This is a genomic window from Pseudomonas sp. CJQ_9 (genome assembly GCF_043106615.1).
GTDB lineage: Bacteria > Pseudomonadota > Gammaproteobacteria > Pseudomonadales > Pseudomonadaceae > Aquipseudomonas > Aquipseudomonas juntendi.
Window position 1 is genome coordinate 22,584 of the sequence record NZ_JBICMS010000062.1, and the last position, 23,227, is coordinate 45,810.

Sequence of the window (23,227 nt, forward strand, 5' to 3'; positions counted from 1 at the left end):
TGTGAACGCACTGCCCGTTGCTGAAAACTGGTTTCCTCTTTCCTGTGCCCAGCGCAGTCGCTGGTTCATTTATCGCTTGGATCCCGGCATGAGGGGATGCCAGAACAATGGGCTCTCCGCTCGGGTGGAGGGCCACTTAGCGCTCGATGCCTTGCGTGAGGCCGTTATGCAACTGGTGGCTCGCCATCCCGCACTGCGGACTTGCTACCGAGAGCGTAATGGCGAGCCTCAGCAATGTGTTGCGCAAGACCTGCCAGTGACTGTGAGCGAACGATGGTTTGGAGCCGGGGACACTGCTGCGCTCGAACGTGAGATCGCCGCCGAGTTCGTCAAGCCGTTCGAGCTTGGCAGTGAGGCGTTGATACGCGCTACGCTCTATCACACTGATATGTGTTATTCGGTTTTGACCGTGGTATACGACCATATTGCGGTGGACGGCTGGTCCTACTGGCAACTTTTCGAGGAGCTGGGGCAACTATTGCAAGCTGGTGGTAAGGCGCAGCTGGCCCCTGTGTCCGCAAGCTACCGAGATTACGTGCATTGGCAGCGCAATTGGCTCACAAGCGACGAGGCGCAGGCTCAGTTCCGTTATTGGCAAGCGCAGTTAGTTGCACCGCTACCAACTTTGACGTTTCCTAGTGGGTACCATAAAGCCCGGAAGCACGGTAGCCAGCAGCAACGAACAAGCATTGAACTCCCCGGTGAGCTCAGCGAGTCGCTACGATCATTCTCGGTAGCTCATGCGTGCACCTTGCATGTTACCTTGTTGGCGGCCTATGCGCTTTTACTGCAACGTTATTTCGGCGCGGACGATCTAGTGATTGGTTGTCCCATGCCCGGTAGAACCGAGCCGACTTGGGATAAGGTGGTGGGTGATTTCGTAAACCCGCTGCCTTTACGCATTTGCCCAGTGCCTCATGCCACTGTCAGCCAGTTCATGAGTCAGGTACGTCGTACGGCGATGGGAGCGTTGGCCAACCAGGACTATCCGTTCTCGAGTTTGGTCGATCATTTTTGTTCTGAGCGTATTACGGGGCAACATCCGCTCTTTCAAACCACGTTCACGTTTCAGAAAGCCCGCCATGGACAAGCCGCGGCCGCCCTGATGACTTTGGGAAGCGGCAAGAGAGCAGAGCCGTGGGGAGGCGTTGCATTATCGTCTTTCCCGGTACAGCAGTCGGGCATAGGCGTAGCCTTTCCCCTGGCCTTGGAGACGCTCGAAGTCCCCTTCGGTATCCGTTTTGATTTCAAGTATTCGTCAGGGCATTTCGATAGCGAAGCCATGACCCGCTTGGCGGCGCACTTCGTTTGCTTGCTGCAGTCGCTGGTCAATTGCCCTGATCGGCCTATTGGTGAACTCGACATGTTGACGGAGGCTCAGTTCCAGCGCTTGCGTGACGGATGGATCGGCGTTAGAACGGCGCCGGCAAATGCATCTATCGCCCAGTTGTTCGACGCTCAGGCCAAGCGCACCCCTGACCGGCTGGCGCTGCGGTATGGGGACAATGGGTTGACTTACGCACAGCTCGACTGTCAGGCCAATCAATTGGCTCATCATCTCACTGAGTTGGGAGTGGTATCCGAGGATCTGGTTGGGTTATGCATTGACCGAGGGCTGTCAATGCTCGTGAGTGTGTTTGGCATCCTCAAAGCCGGAGCAGCCTATTTGCCATTGGATCCGGCCTATCCTGCAGATCGACTTGCATACATGATCGAGGATGGGCGCCCCCGGGTGGTGCTGACCTCCGCGCTGCTGCGCAAAACCTTGGCCACGCTCGAGGGATGTCCCGCGCTAGTGTGTCTTGACACGCTGGCCGATACTTTGCGCCGTTACCCGGCGCACGCTCCGCAATCTATTCAAGCACCAGCCAGTCTTGCCTATGTGATCTACACATCTGGATCCACGGGTAAACCGAAGGGCGTTGCGATCCCCCAAGCTGGCGCCGTGAACCTGATGGAAGCATTGCATGAGTATGTAGCCGACGTGGTGGGGCATACGGACGAACTACGTGTCGGCATGAATGCCTCGATCTCATTCGATGCATCCGTGCAGCAGTGGCTCATGCTGCTCAAGGGCGCTACCGTACATATGCTTCCTGCGGACATTCGTCACGACCCAGAGCAAATGGCATCGGTCGTCAATCCTATGGAGCTCGATGTATTGGACTGCACGCCGGCACAGTTGCCAGTGATCCTGGCTGCCATCGACCGTATGCCGCTCGCCCGCTGCCTATTCATTGGCGGTGAGGCGATTAATCAACGAAACTGGTCTCACCTGCGCGCTCGCAGCATGTTACGCAGTTTCAACCTCTATGGACTGACCGAGTCTACGGTCGATACGTTGATCTGCGACATTCAGGCTGCCAGTGAATCGCCCACTCTGGGGCGACCGATTCGAAATACTCGTGTATACGTGCTGGATCAAACTTTGAATCCGGTACCGGTCGGTGTTATTGGGGAGCTCTACATCGGTGGCGTAGGGCTGGCGCGCGGTTACGTGAGGCGTCCAGGGCTGAGTGCCGAACGTTTCATTGCCGACCCATTCAGTGAAGTCGCTGGAGCGAGAATGTACCGCACCGGTGACCTCGGCCGTTACCGTATCGATGGCGAGCTTGAGTACCTAGGGCGTATCGACCATCAAGTGAAGTTGCGTGGTCATCGTCTTGAGCTCGGCGAGATAGAGGCTGCATTGGCAGCGTTGCCGGAAATGAGTCAGGTCTGTGTGGCTGTCAGAGAAGACCAGCGGTGATCCTCAATTGGTTGCTTACTTGGTACCGGTTGCCGGTCGCACCTTGCCATCTCTAGTAGAGCTGCGTGCATCGCTTCTGAGCAAGCTCCCTGCGTTCATGGTTCCGGCCCGTTTCGTCGAGCTCTCGACCTTGCCCTTGTCGACCAACGGCAAGGTCAACAAGAAGGCTTTGCCTGCCCCAATACTGTGCGAGCTGCAGACTTGCCACGTAGAGCCGTCGACTGCAACCGAGAAGCTATTGGCGGCTATCTGGGAGGAGGTACTCAATCGCGAGCGCGTTGGCCGCGACGACGATTTTTTCGAGTTGGGCGGGCACTCACTGCATACAACCCAGGTGGCTGCGAGGGTGCATGAGGTACTCGGCATTGAGCCTACGTTGCGTGCATTGTTCGAGAATTCACGTCTCTGTGTCCAAGCTGCTGTTCTCGACAAGCTTGTTGACCCTAGTCTGCAGGCTTCAACACCAGAGCTGCAGGCGGGGCCGCGCCCCGCCAGGTTGCCATTGTCGTACGCGCAAGAGCGCTTATGGCTGCTGGAACAGATCGAAAATCTGGGGGCTGCTTACAATATCAGTGGTGCGCTACGGATTGCGGGGGCGTTGGACTTTCACGCCTTTGAACGAGCTATCAATGAGATCGTTCGGCGGCATGAGTCATTGCGCACTCTCATCATTGCCGATGATGAGACGATCAGGCAAGTCATCGCGCCAGCTCAAAGGTTCACCTTGGGTTACCAGAACCTGACAGGCTTGCCGGAGGCATTGCTTCGTGAGGAGGTTACCAAGCGAATACGGGAAGTGGCGCAACGAAGTTTCGATCTGGAGCATGGGCTGCCATTTCGTGTAGAACTGATCCAGTCACACGTTGATGAATATATCGCCGTAGTCAGCATGCACCATATCGTTTCGGACGGCTGGTCGCTGAGGATACTGTTCCGCGAGCTGGCTGTTCTGTATACGGCATTCGATCAAGGGCGTCCCTCCCCCTTGGCCGAGTTGTCCGTACAGTACGCGGATTTCGCGTTATGGCAACGCTCGAGGATGCGCGATCAGCACCTTGTTGGTCAGCTCGACTTCTGGAAGTCAAAGCTGTGTGGTATGCCCGCCACGCTGAATCTACCTCTGGACAGGCCCAGGCCGGCAATGCAGAGCTTTCGGGGGGCCAAGCATGTTTTCCAGATTGGTACGGAACTGACTCAGCGTTTAACAGTACTGGCACATGCGCACAATGCCACGCTGTTCATGCTCCTGCTGGCTGGGTTCCAGCATGTCCTGGCACGTTGGAGCGGCCAGGAAGATATTGTGGTTGGTACTCCGATGGCGGGTCGTACCCATCGCAGGATCGAAGCGTTGGTTGGTTTCTTCGTCAATGTTGTGGTGCTGCGCACGGATTTGTCTGGTGCACCGAGTCTGCGACAGTTGCTCCTGCGTACGAAGGAGACGGCCTTGCAGGCATACAGCCATCAGGATGTGCCATTCGAGCGACTTGTCGAGGAACTTAACCCCCGTCGCGACCTGTCGCGGCCACCGCTCGTCCAGGTCATGATCAACTCGATTCCAGCCACTGACAGCGCAGAGAGCATGAGTCTACCTGGCTTGAGCATCGAAGTGCTGCCTGCGGGTGAGGTCAGCGCCCGCTACGAGTTGATGTTACGCATTCAGGAGAAGAGCGATCAGGTTGAATGCTCCTTTGAATATGCAACCGATTTGTTCGATGCCTCTACCGTCGATTGGTTGGCCAAGCACTACTGCTCGATCCTCGAGCAGGGTGTAGCAGAGCCGGATCGCCCGTTGAGCGACTTAGAGCTGCCAGGCAGTGATCTCCAGTGCATGATCTTGTCCACTTCATGCCATGAGCCTGTGCAGAGTCTTGTCGAAGTTTTTTCCAGGCAGGTCAGGCGTGACCCGGCGGCTATTGCCTGTGAGCACCGCCAGGGCGGGGTGCGCTACGACAATCTGGATGCATGGGCCAGACGAATTACTCATAGCCTGCGGCGCAGTGGCGTTGCTCCTACGCAGGTAGTCGGCCTGCTGATGCATCCCGACCCGCTTGTGATCGCCGCGCTGCTGGGCATTTTCAGGTTGGGTGCGATATGCCTGCCTCTGGACCCTGGCCACACCAACGAACATCTGATGCAGCTCGCCGGTCAAGGCAAAGCGGTATTACTGATGGGTATTGATGAACGCGTGGTGGACCTCGCGCAGGAAGAGCGTCCAGCATCAGTGCTCAAGCAGGTGATCTTGCAAGCAGGCCTGGAAACGTTCGATCGGTTCCCTGCTCCGGATGTCGATGCGGTGTGTTTCCTGCTGCCAACCTGGAGCGAGCAGGGCCATCTCCGGTTACTGACCTTGACTCAGAGGATGATGATGCAGCGGCTGGTGGCAATGGCGCAGGCAGGCGCTCAGCGCGATGGTATGTCCTGCGTCGACGGCATCGCCTCGCTGTGCGACATGCTGATGCCACTACTTTCAGGAGGGTGCCTGTACCTGCATGAGCGGCACCAACGAGACTCAGCGAGGCAGGTCGTGTCCCTTGGCCTAGTTCGCCAGTTCGATCCGGCACTTTCTCCTGCAGACACGACGGTGCCCACCAGTGGGATTAATGGCGGACGGATCTATGTGCTGGACCATCAGATGGCTCCTCTGCCGCCCTACTTGGTGGGTGACCTCTACGCCGATACCACCTCTTGGACTCAGGGGTATCACGGGGACGACGACCGCGAGCTTTTGACCAGCCCGGCATTGCCGGGAGTACTCCTTCTGAGCATGGGCGTGCGTGGTCGTTGGCGGGCTGACGGTCAATTGGAAAGTCTCGACAAGTCGGGTCCGGCATGGCTGGATGGGGGCCCTTTTGACCCCGCACAGGTCGAAATGGCGCTGTGCGCTCAACCACAGATCCAAGAGGCCATGGTCCTCCTTGGTGAAAACACGGGGGGGTTGCGTCTAGTAGCTTACGTGACGCTTCGCGACAGGGCGGTGAACTGGCAGGTTGAGCTGGCATGGCGGGAATCAATCAAGCATCTCCTTCCTGCAGATCTGATGTCTGCCGAGTTGATAGTGGTAGAGCAACTGCCGCATAGGATGGATGAATCCCTCGAGATACTGGGGTCTACGAACCCAGAGCAAAGCAGGGCGACAATTACGCCTCCCCAGACCTCCGTTGAACGTAAGCTGGCCAAGTTGTGGAGTGATGTACTTGGCATTGATCAGGTAGGAGGCGAGGACAACTTCTTCAACCTGGGAGGCCATTCATTATTGGCAACGGTGGTCTTGTCGCGCATCCGCCAAGTATTCGGGGTCGAGTTGCCACTGCGTGCGCTTTTCGAGTCGGCCAGCCTGAGCGCGCTGGCCTTGCTTCTTACGCAGTCCCTAGAAGGCCTGGAGCGGGTCATTGAGGACAACGCCGACGAAGAAGTGGGCACCTTATAAGGAGCCCTCTTGCCACGCACCTGGTTTGAAATGGAGGAATCGCGAGATGGACACCCTTCGATCGACTGTCCCCACGGTTCGGTTGCATACCGAAGCTCGTAGGTATCTTGCAGTAAATTCAAGTCAAAGGCTTATTGCCCGCACGACCTTGTCACAAGTTCTGGCCAATATGAAAGACATGGATTTGGCGAAGGCTGCGTTGACCGTCTATGAAGGCGAAGTCTTGATCCGGTCATACAGCTATGCCGAGCTGCTCCAGCAGATCAGCCTCCTAGCTTGCTGGTTCGTTCGGGAGCAAGGAGTGACGCGCGGTGATCGGGTCATGGTGATGTCAAGCAATAGCGACCAGTCCTACGTCGCTCATTTGGCATTGATGTCCATAGGCGCGATAACTGTTCCGGTGAGTAATACCGAATCACCCGAGGTATTGCAGATCATCATCGATAAAGTCCGCCCATGTTTGTTGGTCACGGGGCGTGATGTTCGATCTGAGCTGACGCAGTTGGACGGAGACTTGACGCACGCCTTGCCCATGTTGCCGTTGGCAGTAGTAGAGAGCTGGGCGAGCGTTAACTGGCCTTTGATGGCAATCCAGCCTGATGACCCTGCAGTGATTCTGTTTACCTCCGGAACGACTTCATCGCCCAAAGGGGTATGCCTTAGCCACTACAACCTGCTGCTGAACGCTGAAGGCCTGAGCCGTGTTCACAACCTTGCCGACCGGTCCGTGCACATGTGCGTGTTGCCATTGTTTCACGCCAACGCATTTGGCTTCTCGATGGTTGCCTCGCTCTATGCTGCCAGTCACGTGGTGCTATGCGCCGGTCTGCCGGGGGCTGCGGTGTGGTCGATCCTGCGCGAGCACCGCGTCAATGTCATTTCGCTGGTGCCGGAGATCATCCGTGTACTGGCAAGCTGCCCTGAACCCCGGACCTCGCTACCTGACTTGCAATACGTGGTATCGGCAGCGGCGCCGCTTCCCCAGACGGTAGCCCACAGTTTTATGGGTAACACTGGCATAGACATCCATCAAGGCTATGGCATGAGCGAATGTGTGAACTTCGCGGCTTCGGTACCTTGGCATGTCAGTCCGGAAGATTTTTCCCGGGCCTGCAGACATTGGCAGGTGCTGAGCATCGGACCGGCAGTTTTCGGTTGCGAGATCAGGATCGTGCGAGCCGATGGCAGTCCGGCGAATGAAGAAGAGGAAGGAGAGATCGTCGTTAACGGCCATACGGTCATGCTTGGCTATTGGGGCGAGCCGGCCGCCACAGAAGCAGCCATGGGTGACGGTTACCTGCGTACAGGCGACTTGGGTTTTTTCGCCGCCTTGGACGGGCAGCGCTACATGTTCATCACCGGGCGTAAAAAGGAAATCATCATTCGCTACGGCGAGAATCTGTCGCCGTTGGTTATCGAAGCACAGCTCAATGCCTTGCGACACTTTGGGCGCTACGCGGTGACTGGGTTTGCCAATGAAATGGCAGGCGAAGAAATCGGCCTGTACCTGCACTGCGAGCCAACGGCTCAATTACAGCAGAGGGTCTTGGAATGCGTGCGCGCCTGTTCCCCTCGCTACCGGCCGAGGGTTGTCCTGTTGGGACGCGAGGCGATTCCCGCGACGCCCACCGGCAAGGTCAAGCGAGCGTTGTTGGCGGCAAGGTTTGCCGCCTATGAAAAACGTGTCTGCGCCAACGAGCCGAATGTTGTGATGATGGCATGAGCGCGATGAGTTTACCCACCGAGGAAGATGAAATGGAAAACAATCCCGGCTTTATTCCCTATCCGCTGGCTCATGGCTTGCTGTCGAGCATGGAGGATGATGAGTACCCCACGCAGCTATGGGGATGTACTTATGATCGTCTGCAGTTGCCTGACAGCGGAACACATTTTGGCTATGTCTACGAAGGAAAATTGACACTGCAGCATGCTTCCGGCACGTTCGGCATTCAGGCAGGCATGTATTTCGCCGCTCCCGGTCATGCGCAACTGCACGGTGAGGGGTCGGGGATTGCGATTACCCGGCTTGGCTTCAACGGGTTCTTCAATATCGGTGGTCCGGTCGAGGCACAAGGACGATTGAAGTACATCGATGGCTGTACCGACTCGCTTCTGTTACCGCCTGTAATGATGGGCGATAGCTGTTTGAATTTGCTGTATTTCCCTGCGGGTATCGACCAAACGCTGCACACTCATCCCTCTATGAGGGTTGGCATGGTCATACGCGGAAAAGGTGAGTGCATCACGCCCGATCGCGTCATCGCCCTGGAGCCTGGGCGAGTTTTCGTCATCCCGGCCGAGGGCAAGCATGGGTTTCGTACTCGTGAGAGCGAAATGTCGGTTATTGCTTACCACCCAGACAGCGACTTCGGCCCCACCCATGAATTTCATCCAATGATCAATCGCACCATTGTAGATGGTGTATCAGCAAACGCCATCGAAGCGATCAAGACCAAATAGACCAGTTATTAAACAGGTGTGTCTGTTCGACAGGCTGGCGAGCCTGTCGTTTCGGAGTGATGAGCAATGAAAGTAACCCCGTTACGTAACGACTTTGGCGTCATGATCAAACCGCAGCCAATGAGTGAGCGATGGCGCGATCTGGATCAGGCCCACCTCCAACAGTTGATCAAGACCAAAGGTGTTGTCCTGTTGCGAGGTTTTGATTTCGAGATCGCCGATTACGAGGCCTTCACTTTGAGGTTCGCGCAGAAGATGATTCCCAACCGAGAGACATTCGCGATACCCAACGGTAGCTACCGGGATCGCGAGGATGTGAGTGGAGATAGCCTCACCGCAACCGTAAACCTGCACAAGGGACCTATTGGATGGCACAGCGAAGACTGCCACTTGCCCACTAGTCCCCATTTGCTATTTCTGTATTGCGAAAGTCCGCCTCTGCGTGGTGGAGCTACATTGCTCACAGATGGAATTGAAATTTTTTCTCAATGTGACGAGAACATTCGCGACTTTTTAACCCGTCATGCTCATTTGCACACTTGGACACTGCCGTCCGCCTCGGTTGCCAGGATGTTGGGCGTTGCGCTGCAGAACGTGGAGGAAGCGATCTGTCGCCTGGTTGAAAGTCTTCCGACGGGGCAGAAACTGGAAATCGAGTTCACCACCGAGCACATCATCGCCAGGTTCACCGAGCCCTTGGCGCGGATCACGCGATGGTCGCAGCACAAAGCTTTTTGCAATCGCCTATTGCTTTATCGTGTATTGCGTCAGGCCAAGTTGCGTGAGGGTGCGGCATCGAGTGTGGTCGACCCGACGCCAAGCGAAGATTTCGAGGACGTGTTGCGCGTCATCGATAGCCTGGCTTACCTCAGTGCTTACCATGTGCACTGGCAGTCTAGGGATTTGGTGGTATTTGATAACACACGGATCATGCATGCCCGCGCGCCGATTCTGGATGAGCAGCGCAGGATTCTTATACGTAGTTGCATTGCGAACTTTTAGGAGTGTTGCAGCATGATCATCCGGGAAACTGAAACTCAGGATTGGGAAATACTGAGGTCCATTCGACTGCAGGCATTATCAGCCTCGCCCACTGCATTCGGTGTCCGCTATGAGGATGCCGCCAACAATAGCGACGAGCGCTGGAAGGTTCTGGCCTCATCACAACATCCCCCCTATTTCTGGTTGGCGCTTGAGCAGGAAATGCCTGTCGGCATGGTAGGTGCCAGCCTTGATGAGCAGCGGCGTTTCACTCTGATCGGCATGTGGGTAAACCCTCAATGGCGGGGCACTGATATTGCGCAGCGCCTGGTGCAGCAAGTCAAGGCGCGGGCGACGAAGCTTGGCTTTGCGCACATCGTCCTAGGCGTTTCTCCCGAGAACGCTCGCGCAGTGCGCTTCTACCAGCGTCAAGGATTTGCCTTCATTGAGGAATACGAGTGGCTGAACAGCCATCCGTACATAAGGCTGCAACTGATGAAATGTGCAGACAGGGGAATGCTCTGAATCAGTGTGGACACGCCTCTAGTGGGTAAGGAATGTCCTCTTAATCGAACATAAACGCTTGGATGCAGTTTACCGATGATCAACACAATATTTGCGTTGCTGGCTGAACGAGGTATTCGCCTGTGGTTGAACAATGATGATCTCAACTACAAAGCCCCCAAAGGGGCGCTGACCGACTCGCTGAAAACGCTGATCGTCCAGCACAAGGCCGATCTGATCCAGTTTCTCAAGCAACAGGATGACGATGGGCCCCGGAGGTATTTGCCTGTTGGCAGGCGCGGCGTCAACAGCACCCATCCGCTGTCTTTCGGTCAACAGCGGTTATGGTTGCTGGATCGAATGAACAACGGCAGCGCGCACTACAACATGCCGTGCGCATTGCGCCTAACCGGCAAGTTGGATATTGACGCGCTCGGCCATGCCTTCACACGCATTCTTGAGCGTCATGAAAGCCTGCGCACCTGCTTCGTGGCCGATAGCGACGATGAGCCTCGCCAGGTCTTCATGCCGGCGACGACGTTTCAGGTGCGCCAGCGTGACCTATGCTGCGTTGCCGTCAACGACGTTGCGGCTGTCGTCGATGAAATGATGTTGGATGAGGCCAGCAAGCCTTTCGACCTGAGCACGGATATCATGCTTCGCGTCATGTTGCTCGTTTTAGGCAATGACGAACATGTGTTGCTTGTCACGCTGCACCATATTGCGTGCGATGGATGGTCGATAAGACTGTTGGTCAAGGAGTTCTGTACGCTTTACAGTGCCCGTGTGCAAGAGTTCGACGATTTGCTCGAGTCGCTGCCGATCCAGTATGCCGACTATGCCGATTGGCAACGAAGCGGATTGCAGGCGGTTGTTCTGGATCAACAACTTGAATACTGGAAGCATAAGCTGGCGGGACTGCCTGCTGTGCACAACCTGCCGCTCGACCATCCGCGGCCGGTCAGCCAGACCTTCCTCGGCAGTACCTGTGAGTGCCATCTCAACTCTATTGCGTTGGCGCGTCTGCGCGATTTCTGCCGATTATCTGGCGCAACCCTGTTCATGGGGCTGCATGCGGCGTTTGCTGCTTTGTTGTCTCGCTATAGCAACGAAACGGATATCGTGATCGGCACGCCCATCGCCAATCGTGAACAGCCCGAAGTGGCGAACCTGATAGGTTTTTTCGTCAATACCTTAGTATTGCGTAGCGACCTGTCCGGTGAAATGTCGTTTGCTGCGTTGATGGAACAGAGTAAGCGCTTGTTGCTGGAAGCCTATGAGCATCAGCAAGTACCGTTCGAACGGATTGTGGAATGTCTTCAACCCGAGCGCAGTCTCAGTCACTCGACATTGTTCCAGGTCATGCTGGTACTGCACAACGATGAACAAGCCGCATTGGGGTTGCCGGAACTGCAGCTTGAAATCATGCCGCCATCACAAGTGACCACCAAGTACGATCTCACGCTGAAGGTGGGGGAAGATGTCCGCGGGCTCTCGTTGACCTGGGAGTACAACACCGATTTGTTCGAAGATGCAACCATTGGCCGAATGGCGCGGCATTTTGAACATCTGCTGGACAGCATGCTGGAATGTCCGACTGCGCCGGTGTTCAGCCTGGACCTGCTTGATGAGTGCGAGCGACGGCAACTACTGCTCGATTGGAACTGCACAACCGTGCCGATGAACATGGGTGAGCAATTGCATCGTCTATTCGAGGCACAAGTGGTCAAACATCCTGAGCGCAGAGCGATATTCGATGCCTGCAATAGCCTTGGGTATGCGGCATTGAACAGGGCAGCCAATGGCTTGGCCCACATCTTGATCGAGTCGGGCATCCGTCCTGGCGATCCGGTGCCGCTGATGATGACCGGCGGTTGTGTCGTTCCCTTGGCGATGCTGGCAGTGATGAAAGCAGGTGGAATGTTCGCACCGATCGATATGCGCTGGCCCGAGCAGCGGGTTCGTTCTGTGATGCAGCAACTATCTCCCCGTGTCGTGCTGCAGGACGCACTGGTGGGGAATCGCTTCGGTACAACCTGGCCCGTCATTGTGGTCGATCTGCAGCGGCTGCCCGATCGAGCTGACAATCCGTGCGTGAACCTGTCCCCTGACGCTCCAATCTATGTGATTCACACCTCCGGTTCGACCGGGGAACCTAAAGGTGCCATCAATCGGCATGTCGGTATTGTCAACCGTCTGCGTTTCATGAACCGCTACTTCGCTGCCTGTGATGAGGTAGTGATGCAAACCACTCACCACTGTTTCGACTCCAGTGTCTGGCAGTTTTTCTGGCCTCTGTTGAGTGGTGGCAGCTGCTTTATTCCTGACCCTGACGAGGATTTTGACGCTGTAGGCTTGCAGACTGCCATTGCTCGGCATCAGGTGACGGTAACGGACTTCACTCCTTCGTTGTTTGCAGCATTTGTCGAGGGTCTTGAAGCAGAAAACTGGCCACGAGCGCCGCTGGCAACGCTAAAGGCTCTCGTGGTGGGTGGTGAAGCTATTGTCGTTGAGCCCGCCAGGCGCTTTGGGCAAGCCTACCCCGATGTCGATCTGATCAATGCGTACGGCCCGACCGAAACTGCCATAGGTGTCGTGTTCTACAGGATTCCGGCCCAGGCCCCTGAGCGGATCCCCATTGGCAAACCTATCGACAACGTCCAGGTTTATGTTCTCGACCGCAACTGCTCACCGGTTCCGGTGGGTGTTCCCGGCGAGCTTTACATTGCGGGGGCGTGCATGGGGGCAGGTTACTGGAATGCAGCCGAACAGACAGAATTCGCATTCGTGGCGAATCCGTTCCACATTTCGGCAGACCCTTCGAGCAGTTCACGCATGTATCGTACGGGCGATCTCGTCCGTTGGCTGGCCGATGGCAATCTGGACTATCTCGGGCGAATGGATAAGCAGGTCAAGATACGAGGGATGCGTATCGAACCGGCTGAGATCGAGAAGCAGCTTGTTGCGCAGCCTGGCGTCGTTCAGACCGTGGTCACGGTCCGCCAGTCGAGTGACAAGCTCCTGGTTGCTTTCATCGTGCTCGATGATAGGGGCCCGTTGACGAAGGCGAACGCATCGCAAGTGTTACGTCAGCAGCTACAGAGAGTCTTGCCCGACTACATGGTGCCAGCCGCTATCACAGTGGTAGAAAGCCTGCCGCTGTCAGCCAGTGGCAAAGTCGATCACAAAGCATTGGCGTTGATAGACGACTATACATCGCAGCTTGAACATGTTGCGCCACGTACTTACCTCGAGCGGATCATATGCGACATCTGGCAGGAGCTGCTGGGGGCGGAGAGGGTGGGGGTATACGACAACTTCTTCGAGCTGGGCGGGCACTCTCTGACTGCCACGCGTTTGGTGTCCCGTCTGGGTAAGACGCTTGGTGTCAAATTGCCGCTCAGGACAGTGTTCAGCGACCAGACACCCGAAGCGTTAGCACACACATTGAGCATGCTTGATGGGGGAGCACGCCAGCCGTCCTTGCGCGCCGTAGTGACGGGTGACAGGGTTCCGTTGTCGTTTGCGCAGCAACGTCTTTGGTTGCTGGACCATATCGATGGTGGCAGCGAACACTACAACATGCCCTGCGCGCTCAGGTTATCGGGGAAGCCCGATTTCGATGCGCTTACATGCGCGTTTCATGCGTTGATCGAACGCCATGAAAGCCTGCGCACCTGTTTTCATGCCGATGCACTAGGGCAGCCATACCAAGTCGTACAGCCAATAACCGAATTCTCGGTATGCCAGACTGACCTGAGTTCCTTCGATGAGTCGACCATGCAAAGCTGCGTCGATGAACTGATCCGGGATGAAGCGAGCAGTTCATTCGCCTTGGATCGCGATCTGATGATTCGGGCTCATCTGATCACCCTGGCCACTGACCAGTTCATTCTGTTGGTCACCCTGCATCACATCGCGTCCGATGGTTGGTCAACTGCGATCCTGGTTCAGGATTTGGCGCGACTGTACAGTGCTTTTGCTCAAGGTCTCGACAACCCTCTACTGCCACTGCAGGTGCAATACAGCGATTATGCGCAGTGGCAGCGCAACTACCTGCAAGGGGAGGTACTTGATGCGCAACTGAACTATTGGCGCCGGCAACTGGCCAATCTACCGATTGCCCACAGCGTGGCGCTCGACCATCCACGCCCCCATGTTCAGAGCTTTAAAGGTGCGACCCTGCGTACGCGCATTAGTGCTTCGGTTGCAAAGGCAATCAGCCGCCTTTGTCATGCCCAAGGTGCGACGCTGTTCATGGGGTTGCATTCGATATTCTCGGTGCTGCTATCGCGCTACAGTGGGGAAACCGACGTCATCGTCGGAACGCCGATCGCAAACCGTGAGCAAGTGGAGATCGCCTCGCTGATTGGTTGTTTCGTCAATACATTGGTATTGCGTAGCGACTTGTCCGGGGACCCGACGTTCTCCGAGTTGCTGAGGCGGAACAGAGAAATGCTGCTGGATTCCTACACCCATCAGCAGCTGCCATTCGAGCAGATCGTTGAAGCACTCCAACCTGATCGGCATATGAATCATGCAACCTTATTCCAGTTCATGCTGGTCTTGCAGAACAATGATGGTGCTCGCCTAGATTTGCCTGGCATGACGCTTGAGACGCTGGAACAGGATACCGGTATCGCCAAATACGATCTGACGCTCTTCGTGACTGAACGCCTCGGTGGGTTGGATCTCGCTTGGGAATACAACATCGATATATTCAACTCTCGGACAATTGACGGTTTTGCGCGTCATTTTGCGGTGCTTCTGGAATCGTTCAGCCATGACCCGCACCAATCGATAGCGAACGTGCCGCTGATGAGCGAGAACGAGCGACAGGAGCTGTGGAATCTGGGAGCGACTGGAATTCCTCTGGATGTGGCTTTCACTCCCCGGTTGCTGCCGTCGCGGTTTATTGAGCAGGCGAAGCGCCAAGGTGACAGGATCGCAGTCAAGATGGCGGATAAGGCACTGAGCTATCAGTCACTGGAAGTGCTCAGCGCGTGTTTGGGGCGACGCCTTATAGCGGCAGGTTGTAGGCCGAACGCACTGGTTGCGATCGTCATGGAAAAAGGCTGGGAGCAAATAGTGGGAGTGCTCGGTATCTTGCGCTCCGGCGCTGCTTACTTGCCTGTGGACGCGAAATTGCCGGTCGAACGTATACATTTGTTGCTGGAACTGGGGGAAATCCGTCATGTTGTCGCGACCCATGAGCAGGCTCGCAGATTGTTCAGAAACTGCGACCGGTCTGTCATTTGCGTCGATGAGGATTTGTCAGAGCACGATATCCTTGGCAGCGGGGATGAGTTGGACCGCCGTGCCGGTGTGGATGATCTTGCCTATGTGATTTTTACCTCAGGGTCGACGGGCGCTCCCAAAGGCGTGATGATTACGCACCGCGGAGCATCCAATACCATTGATGATCTTTGTGTGCGTTTTGCTATCAATGACAGTGACAGTGTGCTGGCGCTATCGAACTTGAGTTTTGACCTTTCGGTTTTCGATATCTTCGGGTTGTTATCGGTGGGCGGTACAGTGGTGCTACCGCAAGTGCACGAGGCCAAGGATGCTGTTGCCTGGAGCCGTTACCTGGAACAGGAGTCGATCACGATCTGGAATACCGTTCCAGCTTACATGCAGCTGCTGACAAAGATCGAGTCGTCTGCGCTCAATCCATCATTACGACTGATCATGATGGCAGGAGATCGGATTGCCATTGATTTGCCGGCACGCATCGCCGAACGCTTTCCCAACGCCCGTCAGATCAACCTGGGGGGCAATACCGAGGCTTCGATTTTCTCTTGCGTCTATTACATCGACGATGTCAACTACTTTGGCAAGAGCGTGCCCTACGGCAAGGCGCTGACCAATCAGCACATTTTCGTTTTCGGTAGTGACTTGCTTCCGGCTCCCTACGGCGTAGCAGGTGAAATCTACATCGGTGGAGCAGGGGTTTCGCCTGGCTATTGGCGGGATGCGGCGAAAACCGTCAGCAGCTTCATCGAACATCCGTTGACGGGAGAGCGGATGTACAAGACGGGGGATATGGGGCGTCTGTTACGCGACGGCAACATAGAGTTCATTGGCCGTAAGGATTTCCAAGTCAAAGTGCGCGGATACCGTATCGAGCTGGGGGAGATCGATAATGCTCTGCTCGAGCACGCATGTATCAAGGACGCAGTGACAGCAACCTACCAACGTGCAGACGATGACTGCCGGTTGGTAATTTATGTCGTACCGCATGCCCATATCGCCGGGACATGGACCGCAGAGCAACTGATCAACGAATTGCGTCTGCATCTGAGCAGAAGTTTGCCCGATTACATGCAGCCTTCTGCGTTCATGCTTCTGGCAGGATTGCCGTTATCAGCCAATGGCAAGGTTGACCGCAAGGCATTACCAGACCCTGACCTTGGGCTTGTACGGCAGCAGCTATCGGCACCTAGTACGAGCATGGAGAAACGGCTTTGTGAAATATGGCAAACCGTACTGGGTATTGACCATATTGGTACGAACGAAAACTTCTTTGAGCTGGGAGGACACTCTTTACTGGTGATGCAGGTGATCGCCAGCCTGCAGCAACATGGTATCACCGCTACAGCTCGGCAAGTCTTTACTGCACATACGCTGGCACATCTGGCCGCATTGCTCCAGGAATCTGAAATGACGCGCGGATTCGTAGCACCAATCAATGCGATTCCTGTGGGGTGCACTCAACTGACCCCCGCGATGCTGCCTTTGGTTGAACTGGACAACGAAGCGCTTGGGCGTCTGATGGCGCAGGTGCCGGGCGGAGCGATGAACATCCAGGATATCTACCCGCTGGGGCCGTTGCAGGAAGGCATGCTTTTCCATAACCAGTTGAGCCCTGAGTCAGATCCTTATGTTGTTACCACGCTGATCAAGCTGGCGGGTAGCGCAAATCTCGAGATGTTCATCGAAGCGGTTCAGCAGTTGGTCGATCGTCATGATGTACTGCGCTCGGCATTTTTGTGGAAAAGCTTGCCGCAACCTGTACAGGTCGTGTTGCGTCAGGTCACGCTGCCCGTATTCGCCGTCGAACTGGACAGTGAGCAAGAGACGCTGGAATACATGTACCAGCTGGCTGGGCCACAAAATCAGAGAATGAACCTGGAGGCTGCTCCGCTGCTTACATTGCATGTGGCGCCCCAAGAGAACAGTTATCTGATATTGGTTCGCCTGCATCACATCATTTTCGATCATGTGGGCATGGAAATCCTCCTGCGAGAGCTGCAGTTGTTACGCGAAGGTCACGCGGATCGGCTCGCTCCGACGCTCCCCTATCGCGAGTTCATCGCCCATTTGGGTCATCATGATCATGATCAAGCCTTGGCTTATTTCCGGCGTACGCTGGGCGACGTTCGCAGCCCGACGATTGCTTTTGGCCTGAGCGATACGCATGGTGATGGAAGCACGATTGTAGAACTGCGAGAGTCCGTTGCGCAGGGCATGGATGAGCGTCTGCGTAGCCTGGCCAGACAGATGCAAGTTACCCCTGCAACACTTTTCCATGTCGCCTGGGCCTTGGTACTGGCGGATGCGTGCGAACAAGAGGATGTGGTGTTCGGCTCAGTGGTATCCGGACGCTTGCAAGGAACCTGTGGAGTGGACGGTACGCTTGGGTTGTTCATCAACAGCTTGCCGGTTCGCATCGGCTTGGTTGGCCTAGATGCATCGCAACTGGTCAGGCACACCCATCAGGTTCTGCTCGACTTGTTCCCCCATGAGCATGCCTCGCTTGCCCAGGTTCAGCAGTGCGCTGTGCTGGCCAATGCAGGCCCGCTATTCAACACCTTGCTCAATTGCCGCCATTCCAACAGAGATCCGTCATTCGAGGTGCTGGCAGGGCAGGAGCGCACCAGCTATCCCGTGTATCTGGGCGTCGATGATTATGCTGATGAGTTCGTTTTGGACTTGCAGATTGATGGGTCGATCGATGGCCAGCATTTGATGGATTGTATGCAGTGCGCCCTACTCAGGCTTGTGGAAGCACTGGAAACTCGCTCGTGCAAGCCTGTGGCGCAGATGAAATTCATTGATGAGTCCAGGCGTGCCAGTTGGCCAACGCCCCACTCGCCTGCTGTTCAGCCGTCGGCTCCCGATCTGCCTGCCTTGGTGGATCCATCGTTGATGGCAAGTTTAGCAGGGATCTGGGCTCAGTTACTGGAAATCGAACCGCCAAAAGCTGATGACGACTTTTTCGAGTTGGGTGGTAATTCGCTTCTTGTCATGCGTCTGGTGGCGCGGGTGGCAATGGTTTGGGGCGTCGAGCTACCCATGCCGCAGGTTTTCGCTACACCGACCTTGGCTGCGCTTGCCCAGCATGTCGTCTTTCTGCGCCGCCAGGCATGAGGTGCCCGCCCCATTCTGTAACCGAGGCCAATATGCGTGCTACGCAATTACACTTGAAAGGCGTCGTATCAAATTCCAAGGAGAAGGAAGCCAGATGATAGCAAGCCGCAATACCCTCGAGCTCTCACTGCGACTAGGCTGTGCCAACGATCAGTTGGACGCCTGGATCGCCTTCTGCTGGAGACGATACTGACATCATGAATTTTCTGTCTTATTTATACGGACGTTCATGGTCACTTCTGCTGGCATCCTGCGTTGCAAGTCTGATCGCCGGTGCAAGCGGCGTGGCACTCGTCGCCTTGATGACCCGAACCCATGCGAGTGCGGCGGCACAAGTGGCCGAACTGTTTTTCAGCGTCTGTGTGCTGCATCTGTTCGCTCGCACGCTTACCCAGATCATCCTGCTCAAGCTGACCCAGAGTTCGATCCTGAACATCCGTCTGGACATGAGTGGCAAGCTATTGTCCGCGCGTCTCGCTCAACTCAACCAACAAGGCAAGGCGGAATTGCTGACGATCCTGACCCGGGATATCGAATCACTGATCGCGGCCATGACCTTGATTCCGATGGTCTTGACGTATTCGGCAATTCTTATCGGGTGTCTGGCTTATATGGCCTGGCTGGCTTGGGATCTGTTTCTGGTATTTCTAGCGTCCCTCTTGCTCGGCGCTATAACTTATTACTATCTTAAACTTCCTGTGTTGAACCGTCTGGTAAATCTGCGTAGGGAAGTGGGGCGGCTATATGGTCACTTTCATGACCTGGTCGAAGGACGGCGCGAGCTGCAACTCAATATCAATCGTGGGCGTCGCTTCATTGAAGAAGTGTTGCAGGCCGATGCCATAAGTCTCAAGAAGTCGCATGTCGATACTTATTCCAGGTTGGCATTGGTTGCTAATTTTGGTGATGTTCTATTCTATTTGGTGATTGGCGGGCTGTTATTCATTGTTCCGCAATTTCTTGAGTATGAAGCTTCAGTGCTTACAGCGTTCTCAATAGTTGTGCTGTATCTGATGGGCCCGTTGAGCACGATCATGAACGCGATACCTGTGATTACTGAGGGCACGGTTGCTTACCACCAGTTGTACAAGCTCAATGCCACTCTGTGCAGTGATGTACAGCCGGAAAGCACACTCACCAATCCATTCCCAGGCCCAGGCTTCGTTTCACTTGTTCTGCAGGGGGTTACCCATCATTATCCCAGCGATAGTGAGGATGAGCGTTTCCCTCTCGGGCCGCTGAACCTCAAAATCGAGGCAGGCGAGATCCTCTTCATTGTGGGTGGCAACGGCAGTGGAAAAACGACACTGGCGATGTTACTGCTTGGCCTGTATCAGCCCGAACAAGGCAGTATGTGGCTTAATGGGATGTCTGTTACAAGTCACAATCTACAGGCTTATCGTCAGCACTTCTCCGTTGTGTTTGCAGACTTTCATCTGCTTCGCCATCTGTTGCTGGAACCCAACGACAAACTCAACGCGCGCGCTCAGCACTACCTGCGCAGACTTGGACTGGAGAACAAGGTAAGGCTATCCAACGGCCGGTTCTCCACTGTGGCTTTGTCCTCGGGGCAACGTAAGCGACTGGCATTGGTATGCGCCTATCTGGAAGATCGAGATGTCTATCTCTTCGATGAATGGGCTTCTGACCAAGACCCTGTATTCAAACGCGTGTTCTATTATGAGCTGCTTCCCGAGCTGCGCGCCACCGGTAAGACTGTCATCGTTATCAGTCATGATGATGCCTATTTCGCCCTAGCTGATCGAATCGTTCAGCTACAAGATGGGTGCCTGACAAATTCATATACGGATTGCCAAGGCGCCATTGCTAAGGAGCAAAGACAATGACCCCTATCTTCGATCGGGACGACATCCTTTTTGAGGTCTTGATAAATCACCACGGTCAATATTCCCTTTGGCCCGCTTACAAGACCCTTCCAGTGGGTTGGTGTGCCGTCGGTAAAGGTGGCCCGAAATCGGAGTGCCTTGCTTATGTGGAAGCGGTCTGCAGTGACGTGCAGTCAGCTACGTTGCGCATAATGTCAGACTGACGTGTGATGGGATTTTTAACTTCATAATGTGTTCTGTTTAAGTGAGCATTGGCATGACCCTCTTGAACCTGCTTTGCCTGCCATATTCCGGTGCCAGTGCCATGGTATACACCCGCTGGCGTAGCGGGTTACCTGCTTGGATACGCGTCTGTCCTGTTGAGCTGCCAGGTCACGGTGCTCGCATGGGGGAGGTATTGCAAACCGAGTTATGCCCATTGGTGCGGCAGTTGGCCCTCGAGCAATGTCAGGCTGCCACCGTTCCCTATGCGCTGTTCGGGCATAGTGTGGGAGCGTTGCTGGCTTTCGAACTGGTTCATGAGCTTCGGCATCTTGGGTGCCCTGAACCCTTGGCTCTGTTCGTTTCCGGTATGGCGGCACCAACCCGGCGCGAGGACTACCACGCAGACGCGTGGCGTGAGCCGCGCAGCGATTGTGAACTGATCGCAGATTTGCGATCACTCGACGGTACCGCAGATGATCTGCTGGCCAATCAGGACTTGATGAATCTAATGCTACCGATCGTCCGAGCTGATTTTTTGCTGTGCGGACGCTATGTCTATCTCGAACGCAAGCCACTGGCTTGTGCCTTGCATGTATTGGCCGGTCAAGATGATCGTGCCACCGGAGACCAATTGCAGGCTTGGCGTCAAGAGACAACCGGCGATTTTTCAATGCGTACATTCCCTGGGAAGCATTTCTTCATCCATCACTACGAACGGTCGATATTGGATCATATCAGCGAGGTGCTGGCATCTGAGCGGGTGGAGGAGAGGGCGGGTAACTGAACGTAAGCTGAAAAAATTGCACGTGATTGATGAAAGCCTCTCCATCACTAAATCGTTACCGACTTTTTCACAAAAAATTGATGGTGCGCTTTCTAGAGTTCGTCCAACTTTCCCACGGTGCCGTCGGGCCGTGGGGTTGATAACCACTCTTGATTGCGAACACTGATGCTCAATTTCAAATCCCTGCGGACTGAATGGGTCACGCTGCTGGCCAGCCTGTACCTGCTGATCGGCTTCAACATGTTCCTTTGGGAGCATCTGCAAGCGGTCGTGCCCCCCGGCATGTCGGGGTTGTGGTTGATTCTGGCGTTCGCCGTGCTGATGCTGTTCGCGTTCAACCTGGTACTCACTTTATTTGCCTTCCGTTATGTGTTGAAGCCGTTACTTGTGGTCTTGTTCATCAGTGGCGCCGGCGTGGCTTACTTCATGAACCAGTACGGCGTACTTATCGATGCGGGCATGTTCCGCAACATGGCCGAAACCAATGTGGCGGAAGTGCGCGACCTGATGTCGTTCAAGTTTGCCGCTTACATCCTGCTGCTGGGTGTGTTGCCTTCGGTGCTGGTGTGCAAGGCGCAGATCGCCTACCGCCGCTGGCACCGCGAACTGCTTGGCAAGCTGCTGGTCAGTGGTGCCTGCGTGGTGGCGCTGGGTTCGGTGGCGCTGGTCAACTACCAAGGGCTGTCGTCGCTGTTTCGCAACCACCACGAACTGCGCCTGATGCTGACCCCAAGCAATATCGTGGGCGCCTCCATTGGTTATGTCGGCGAACGCGTTGGTACCGCAGCGCGGCCGTTCCAGCATTACGGCGAAGATGCCAAGCGTGATGTGGCCTGGCAGAAGCATGAGCGCAAATCGCTGACCGTGCTGGTGGTCGGGGAAAGTGCCCGGGCAGACCACTTCGGTGTCTTGGGCTATGGCCGCGATACCACGCCGAACCTGGCCAAGGAACAGGGCCTGCTGGCGTTCTCCGACGTGCATTCGTGCGGCACGGAAACGGCGGTTTCGGTACCGTGCATGTTCTCTGGCATGCAGCGCAAGGACTACGACGCCAGTGTCGCCAAGAACCGCGAAGGGTTGCTGGACATCCTCCAGCGTGCCGGCCTTGCCGTGCAGTGGCGGGACAACCAGTCAGGTTGCAAGGGCACTTGCGATCGCGTGCAGTTCATCGATGTCAGCAACCTCAAGGACCCGCAACTGTGCGCAGGCGGTGAATGCCATGATCAGATCCTGCTGCAAGGCCTGGACGCGCTGATCGACAACCTCGACAAGGACACCGTGCTGGTGATGCACCAGATGGGCAGCCATGGCCCCGAGTACTTCAAGCGCTACCCCGAAGGCGGCGAGCGTTTCAGCCCGGTGTGCCAGAGCAATGCCCTGAACCAGTGCAGCGAACAGCAAATCATCAACGGCTACGACAACACCCTGGCCTATACCGACAAGGTGCTGGCCTCGTTGATCGACACCCTGCGCAGCAAGCAGGACAAGGTGGACACGGCGATGATCTACCTGTCCGACCATGGCGAGTCGCTGGGTGAGTACAACCTGTTCCTGCACGGCACACCGTACGCCATCGCCCCCGAGCAGCAGAAGCACGTTCCGCTGCTGACCTGGTTCTCCGACAGCTACAAGGAGGACTTCGGCCTCGATACCGATTGCCTGGCCAAGCTCAGCGACGCCCCGCTGTCGCAAGACAACCTGTTCCACTCGATGCTTGGCCTGCTGCAGGTGCACACCGAGGTCTACCAACGGTCGCTGGACATGTTCGCCAGTTGCCGCCCGTGGCTGACGGCCAAGCGCTGATGCCTGCACCCTGCGTGCAAACGCACCATTGATCGATATCAAGGATGGCCCGGGTTTCACCAGCAGTGCCCGCGCCGTATATACTGCGCGCCAAT

At 55.7% G+C, this 23,227-nt stretch carries 11 protein-coding genes; all 11 read left to right on the forward strand.

What is annotated here, in order from left to right; all coding sequences use genetic code 11:
• Window position 1: 1 nt before the first annotated feature.
• The 11 genes from ACF8SD_RS11510 (at window position 2) to ACF8SD_RS11560 (ending at window position 23,132) form a co-directional block, all read left to right on the forward strand.
• The gene (locus tag ACF8SD_RS11510) at window positions 2-2,749 is read left to right on the forward strand and encodes an amino acid adenylation domain-containing protein (RefSeq protein ID WP_392484380.1); all 2,748 of its coding nucleotides are present in this window, start codon (window positions 2-4) and stop codon (window positions 2,747-2,749) included.
• Window positions 2,721-6,176, forward strand: a complete 3,456-nt coding sequence (locus ACF8SD_RS11515) for a condensation domain-containing protein (RefSeq protein ID WP_392484381.1) — start codon at window positions 2,721-2,723, stop codon at window positions 6,174-6,176. The genes ACF8SD_RS11510 and ACF8SD_RS11515 overlap by 29 nt, the downstream gene beginning before the upstream one ends.
• Window positions 6,177-6,222: 46 nt before the next feature.
• Window positions 6,223-7,899 carry a class I adenylate-forming enzyme family protein gene (locus tag ACF8SD_RS11520; RefSeq protein WP_392484382.1) on the forward strand — a complete coding sequence of 559 codons (1,677 nt, stop codon included), beginning with the start codon at window positions 6,223-6,225 and terminating at the stop codon, window positions 7,897-7,899.
• The gene (locus ACF8SD_RS11525) at window positions 7,896-8,636 is read left to right on the forward strand and encodes a cupin domain-containing protein (protein WP_392484383.1); all 741 of its coding nucleotides are present in this window, start codon (window positions 7,896-7,898) and stop codon (window positions 8,634-8,636) included. Before ACF8SD_RS11520 ends, ACF8SD_RS11525 begins: the two co-directional genes overlap by 4 nt.
• A gap of 66 nt (window positions 8,637-8,702) precedes the next feature.
• Window positions 8,703-9,638 carry a TauD/TfdA family dioxygenase gene (locus ACF8SD_RS11530; protein ID WP_392484384.1) on the forward strand — a complete coding sequence of 312 codons (936 nt, stop codon included), beginning with the start codon at window positions 8,703-8,705 and terminating at the stop codon, window positions 9,636-9,638.
• Between the two features lie 12 nt (window positions 9,639-9,650).
• Complete coding sequence (locus ACF8SD_RS11535; protein ID WP_392484385.1) at window positions 9,651-10,142, forward strand: GNAT family N-acetyltransferase; 492 nt, start codon at window positions 9,651-9,653, stop codon at window positions 10,140-10,142.
• Window positions 10,143-10,217: 75 nt separating this feature from the next.
• Window positions 10,218-18,494 carry an amino acid adenylation domain-containing protein gene (locus tag ACF8SD_RS11540; protein WP_392484386.1) on the forward strand — a complete coding sequence of 2,759 codons (8,277 nt, stop codon included), beginning with the start codon at window positions 10,218-10,220 and terminating at the stop codon, window positions 18,492-18,494.
• A 197-nt stretch (window positions 18,495-18,691) separates the two neighbouring features.
• Window positions 18,692-20,341 carry a cyclic peptide export ABC transporter gene (locus tag ACF8SD_RS11545; RefSeq protein WP_392484387.1) on the forward strand — a complete coding sequence of 550 codons (1,650 nt, stop codon included), beginning with the start codon at window positions 18,692-18,694 and terminating at the stop codon, window positions 20,339-20,341.
• Window positions 20,338-20,544: an MbtH family protein gene (locus ACF8SD_RS11550; protein ID WP_392484388.1), complete on the forward strand. Its 207-nt coding sequence runs from the start codon at window positions 20,338-20,340 to the stop codon at window positions 20,542-20,544. Before ACF8SD_RS11545 ends, ACF8SD_RS11550 begins: the two co-directional genes overlap by 4 nt.
• Window positions 20,545-20,597: 53 nt before the next feature.
• Window positions 20,598-21,329, forward strand: a complete 732-nt coding sequence (locus ACF8SD_RS11555; RefSeq protein WP_392484389.1) for a thioesterase II family protein — start codon at window positions 20,598-20,600, stop codon at window positions 21,327-21,329.
• Window positions 21,330-21,494: 165 nt separating this feature from the next.
• Complete coding sequence (locus ACF8SD_RS11560) at window positions 21,495-23,132, forward strand: phosphoethanolamine transferase (protein ID WP_392484390.1); 1,638 nt, start codon at window positions 21,495-21,497, stop codon at window positions 23,130-23,132.
• Window positions 23,133-23,227: the final 95 nt, after the last annotated feature.

Coding starts and splice junctions, on each gene's coding strand:
- ACF8SD_RS11520 (WP_392484382.1), top strand. CDS start 6,223: ATGGACACCCTTCGATCGACTGTCCCCACGGTTCGGTTGCATACCGAA.
- ACF8SD_RS11530 (WP_392484384.1), top strand. CDS start 8,703: ATGAAAGTAACCCCGTTACGTAACGACTTTGGCGTCATGATCAAACCG.
- ACF8SD_RS11560 (WP_392484390.1), top strand. CDS start 21,495: ATGCTCAATTTCAAATCCCTGCGGACTGAATGGGTCACGCTGCTGGCC.
- ACF8SD_RS11550 (WP_392484388.1), top strand. CDS start 20,338: ATGACCCCTATCTTCGATCGGGACGACATCCTTTTTGAGGTCTTGATA.
- ACF8SD_RS11555 (WP_392484389.1), top strand. CDS start 20,598: ATGACCCTCTTGAACCTGCTTTGCCTGCCATATTCCGGTGCCAGTGCC.
- ACF8SD_RS11525 (WP_392484383.1), top strand. CDS start 7,896: ATGAGCGCGATGAGTTTACCCACCGAGGAAGATGAAATGGAAAACAAT.
- ACF8SD_RS11540 (WP_392484386.1), top strand. CDS start 10,218: ATGATCAACACAATATTTGCGTTGCTGGCTGAACGAGGTATTCGCCTG.
- ACF8SD_RS11535 (WP_392484385.1), top strand. CDS start 9,651: ATGATCATCCGGGAAACTGAAACTCAGGATTGGGAAATACTGAGGTCC.
- ACF8SD_RS11545 (WP_392484387.1), top strand. CDS start 18,692: ATGAATTTTCTGTCTTATTTATACGGACGTTCATGGTCACTTCTGCTG.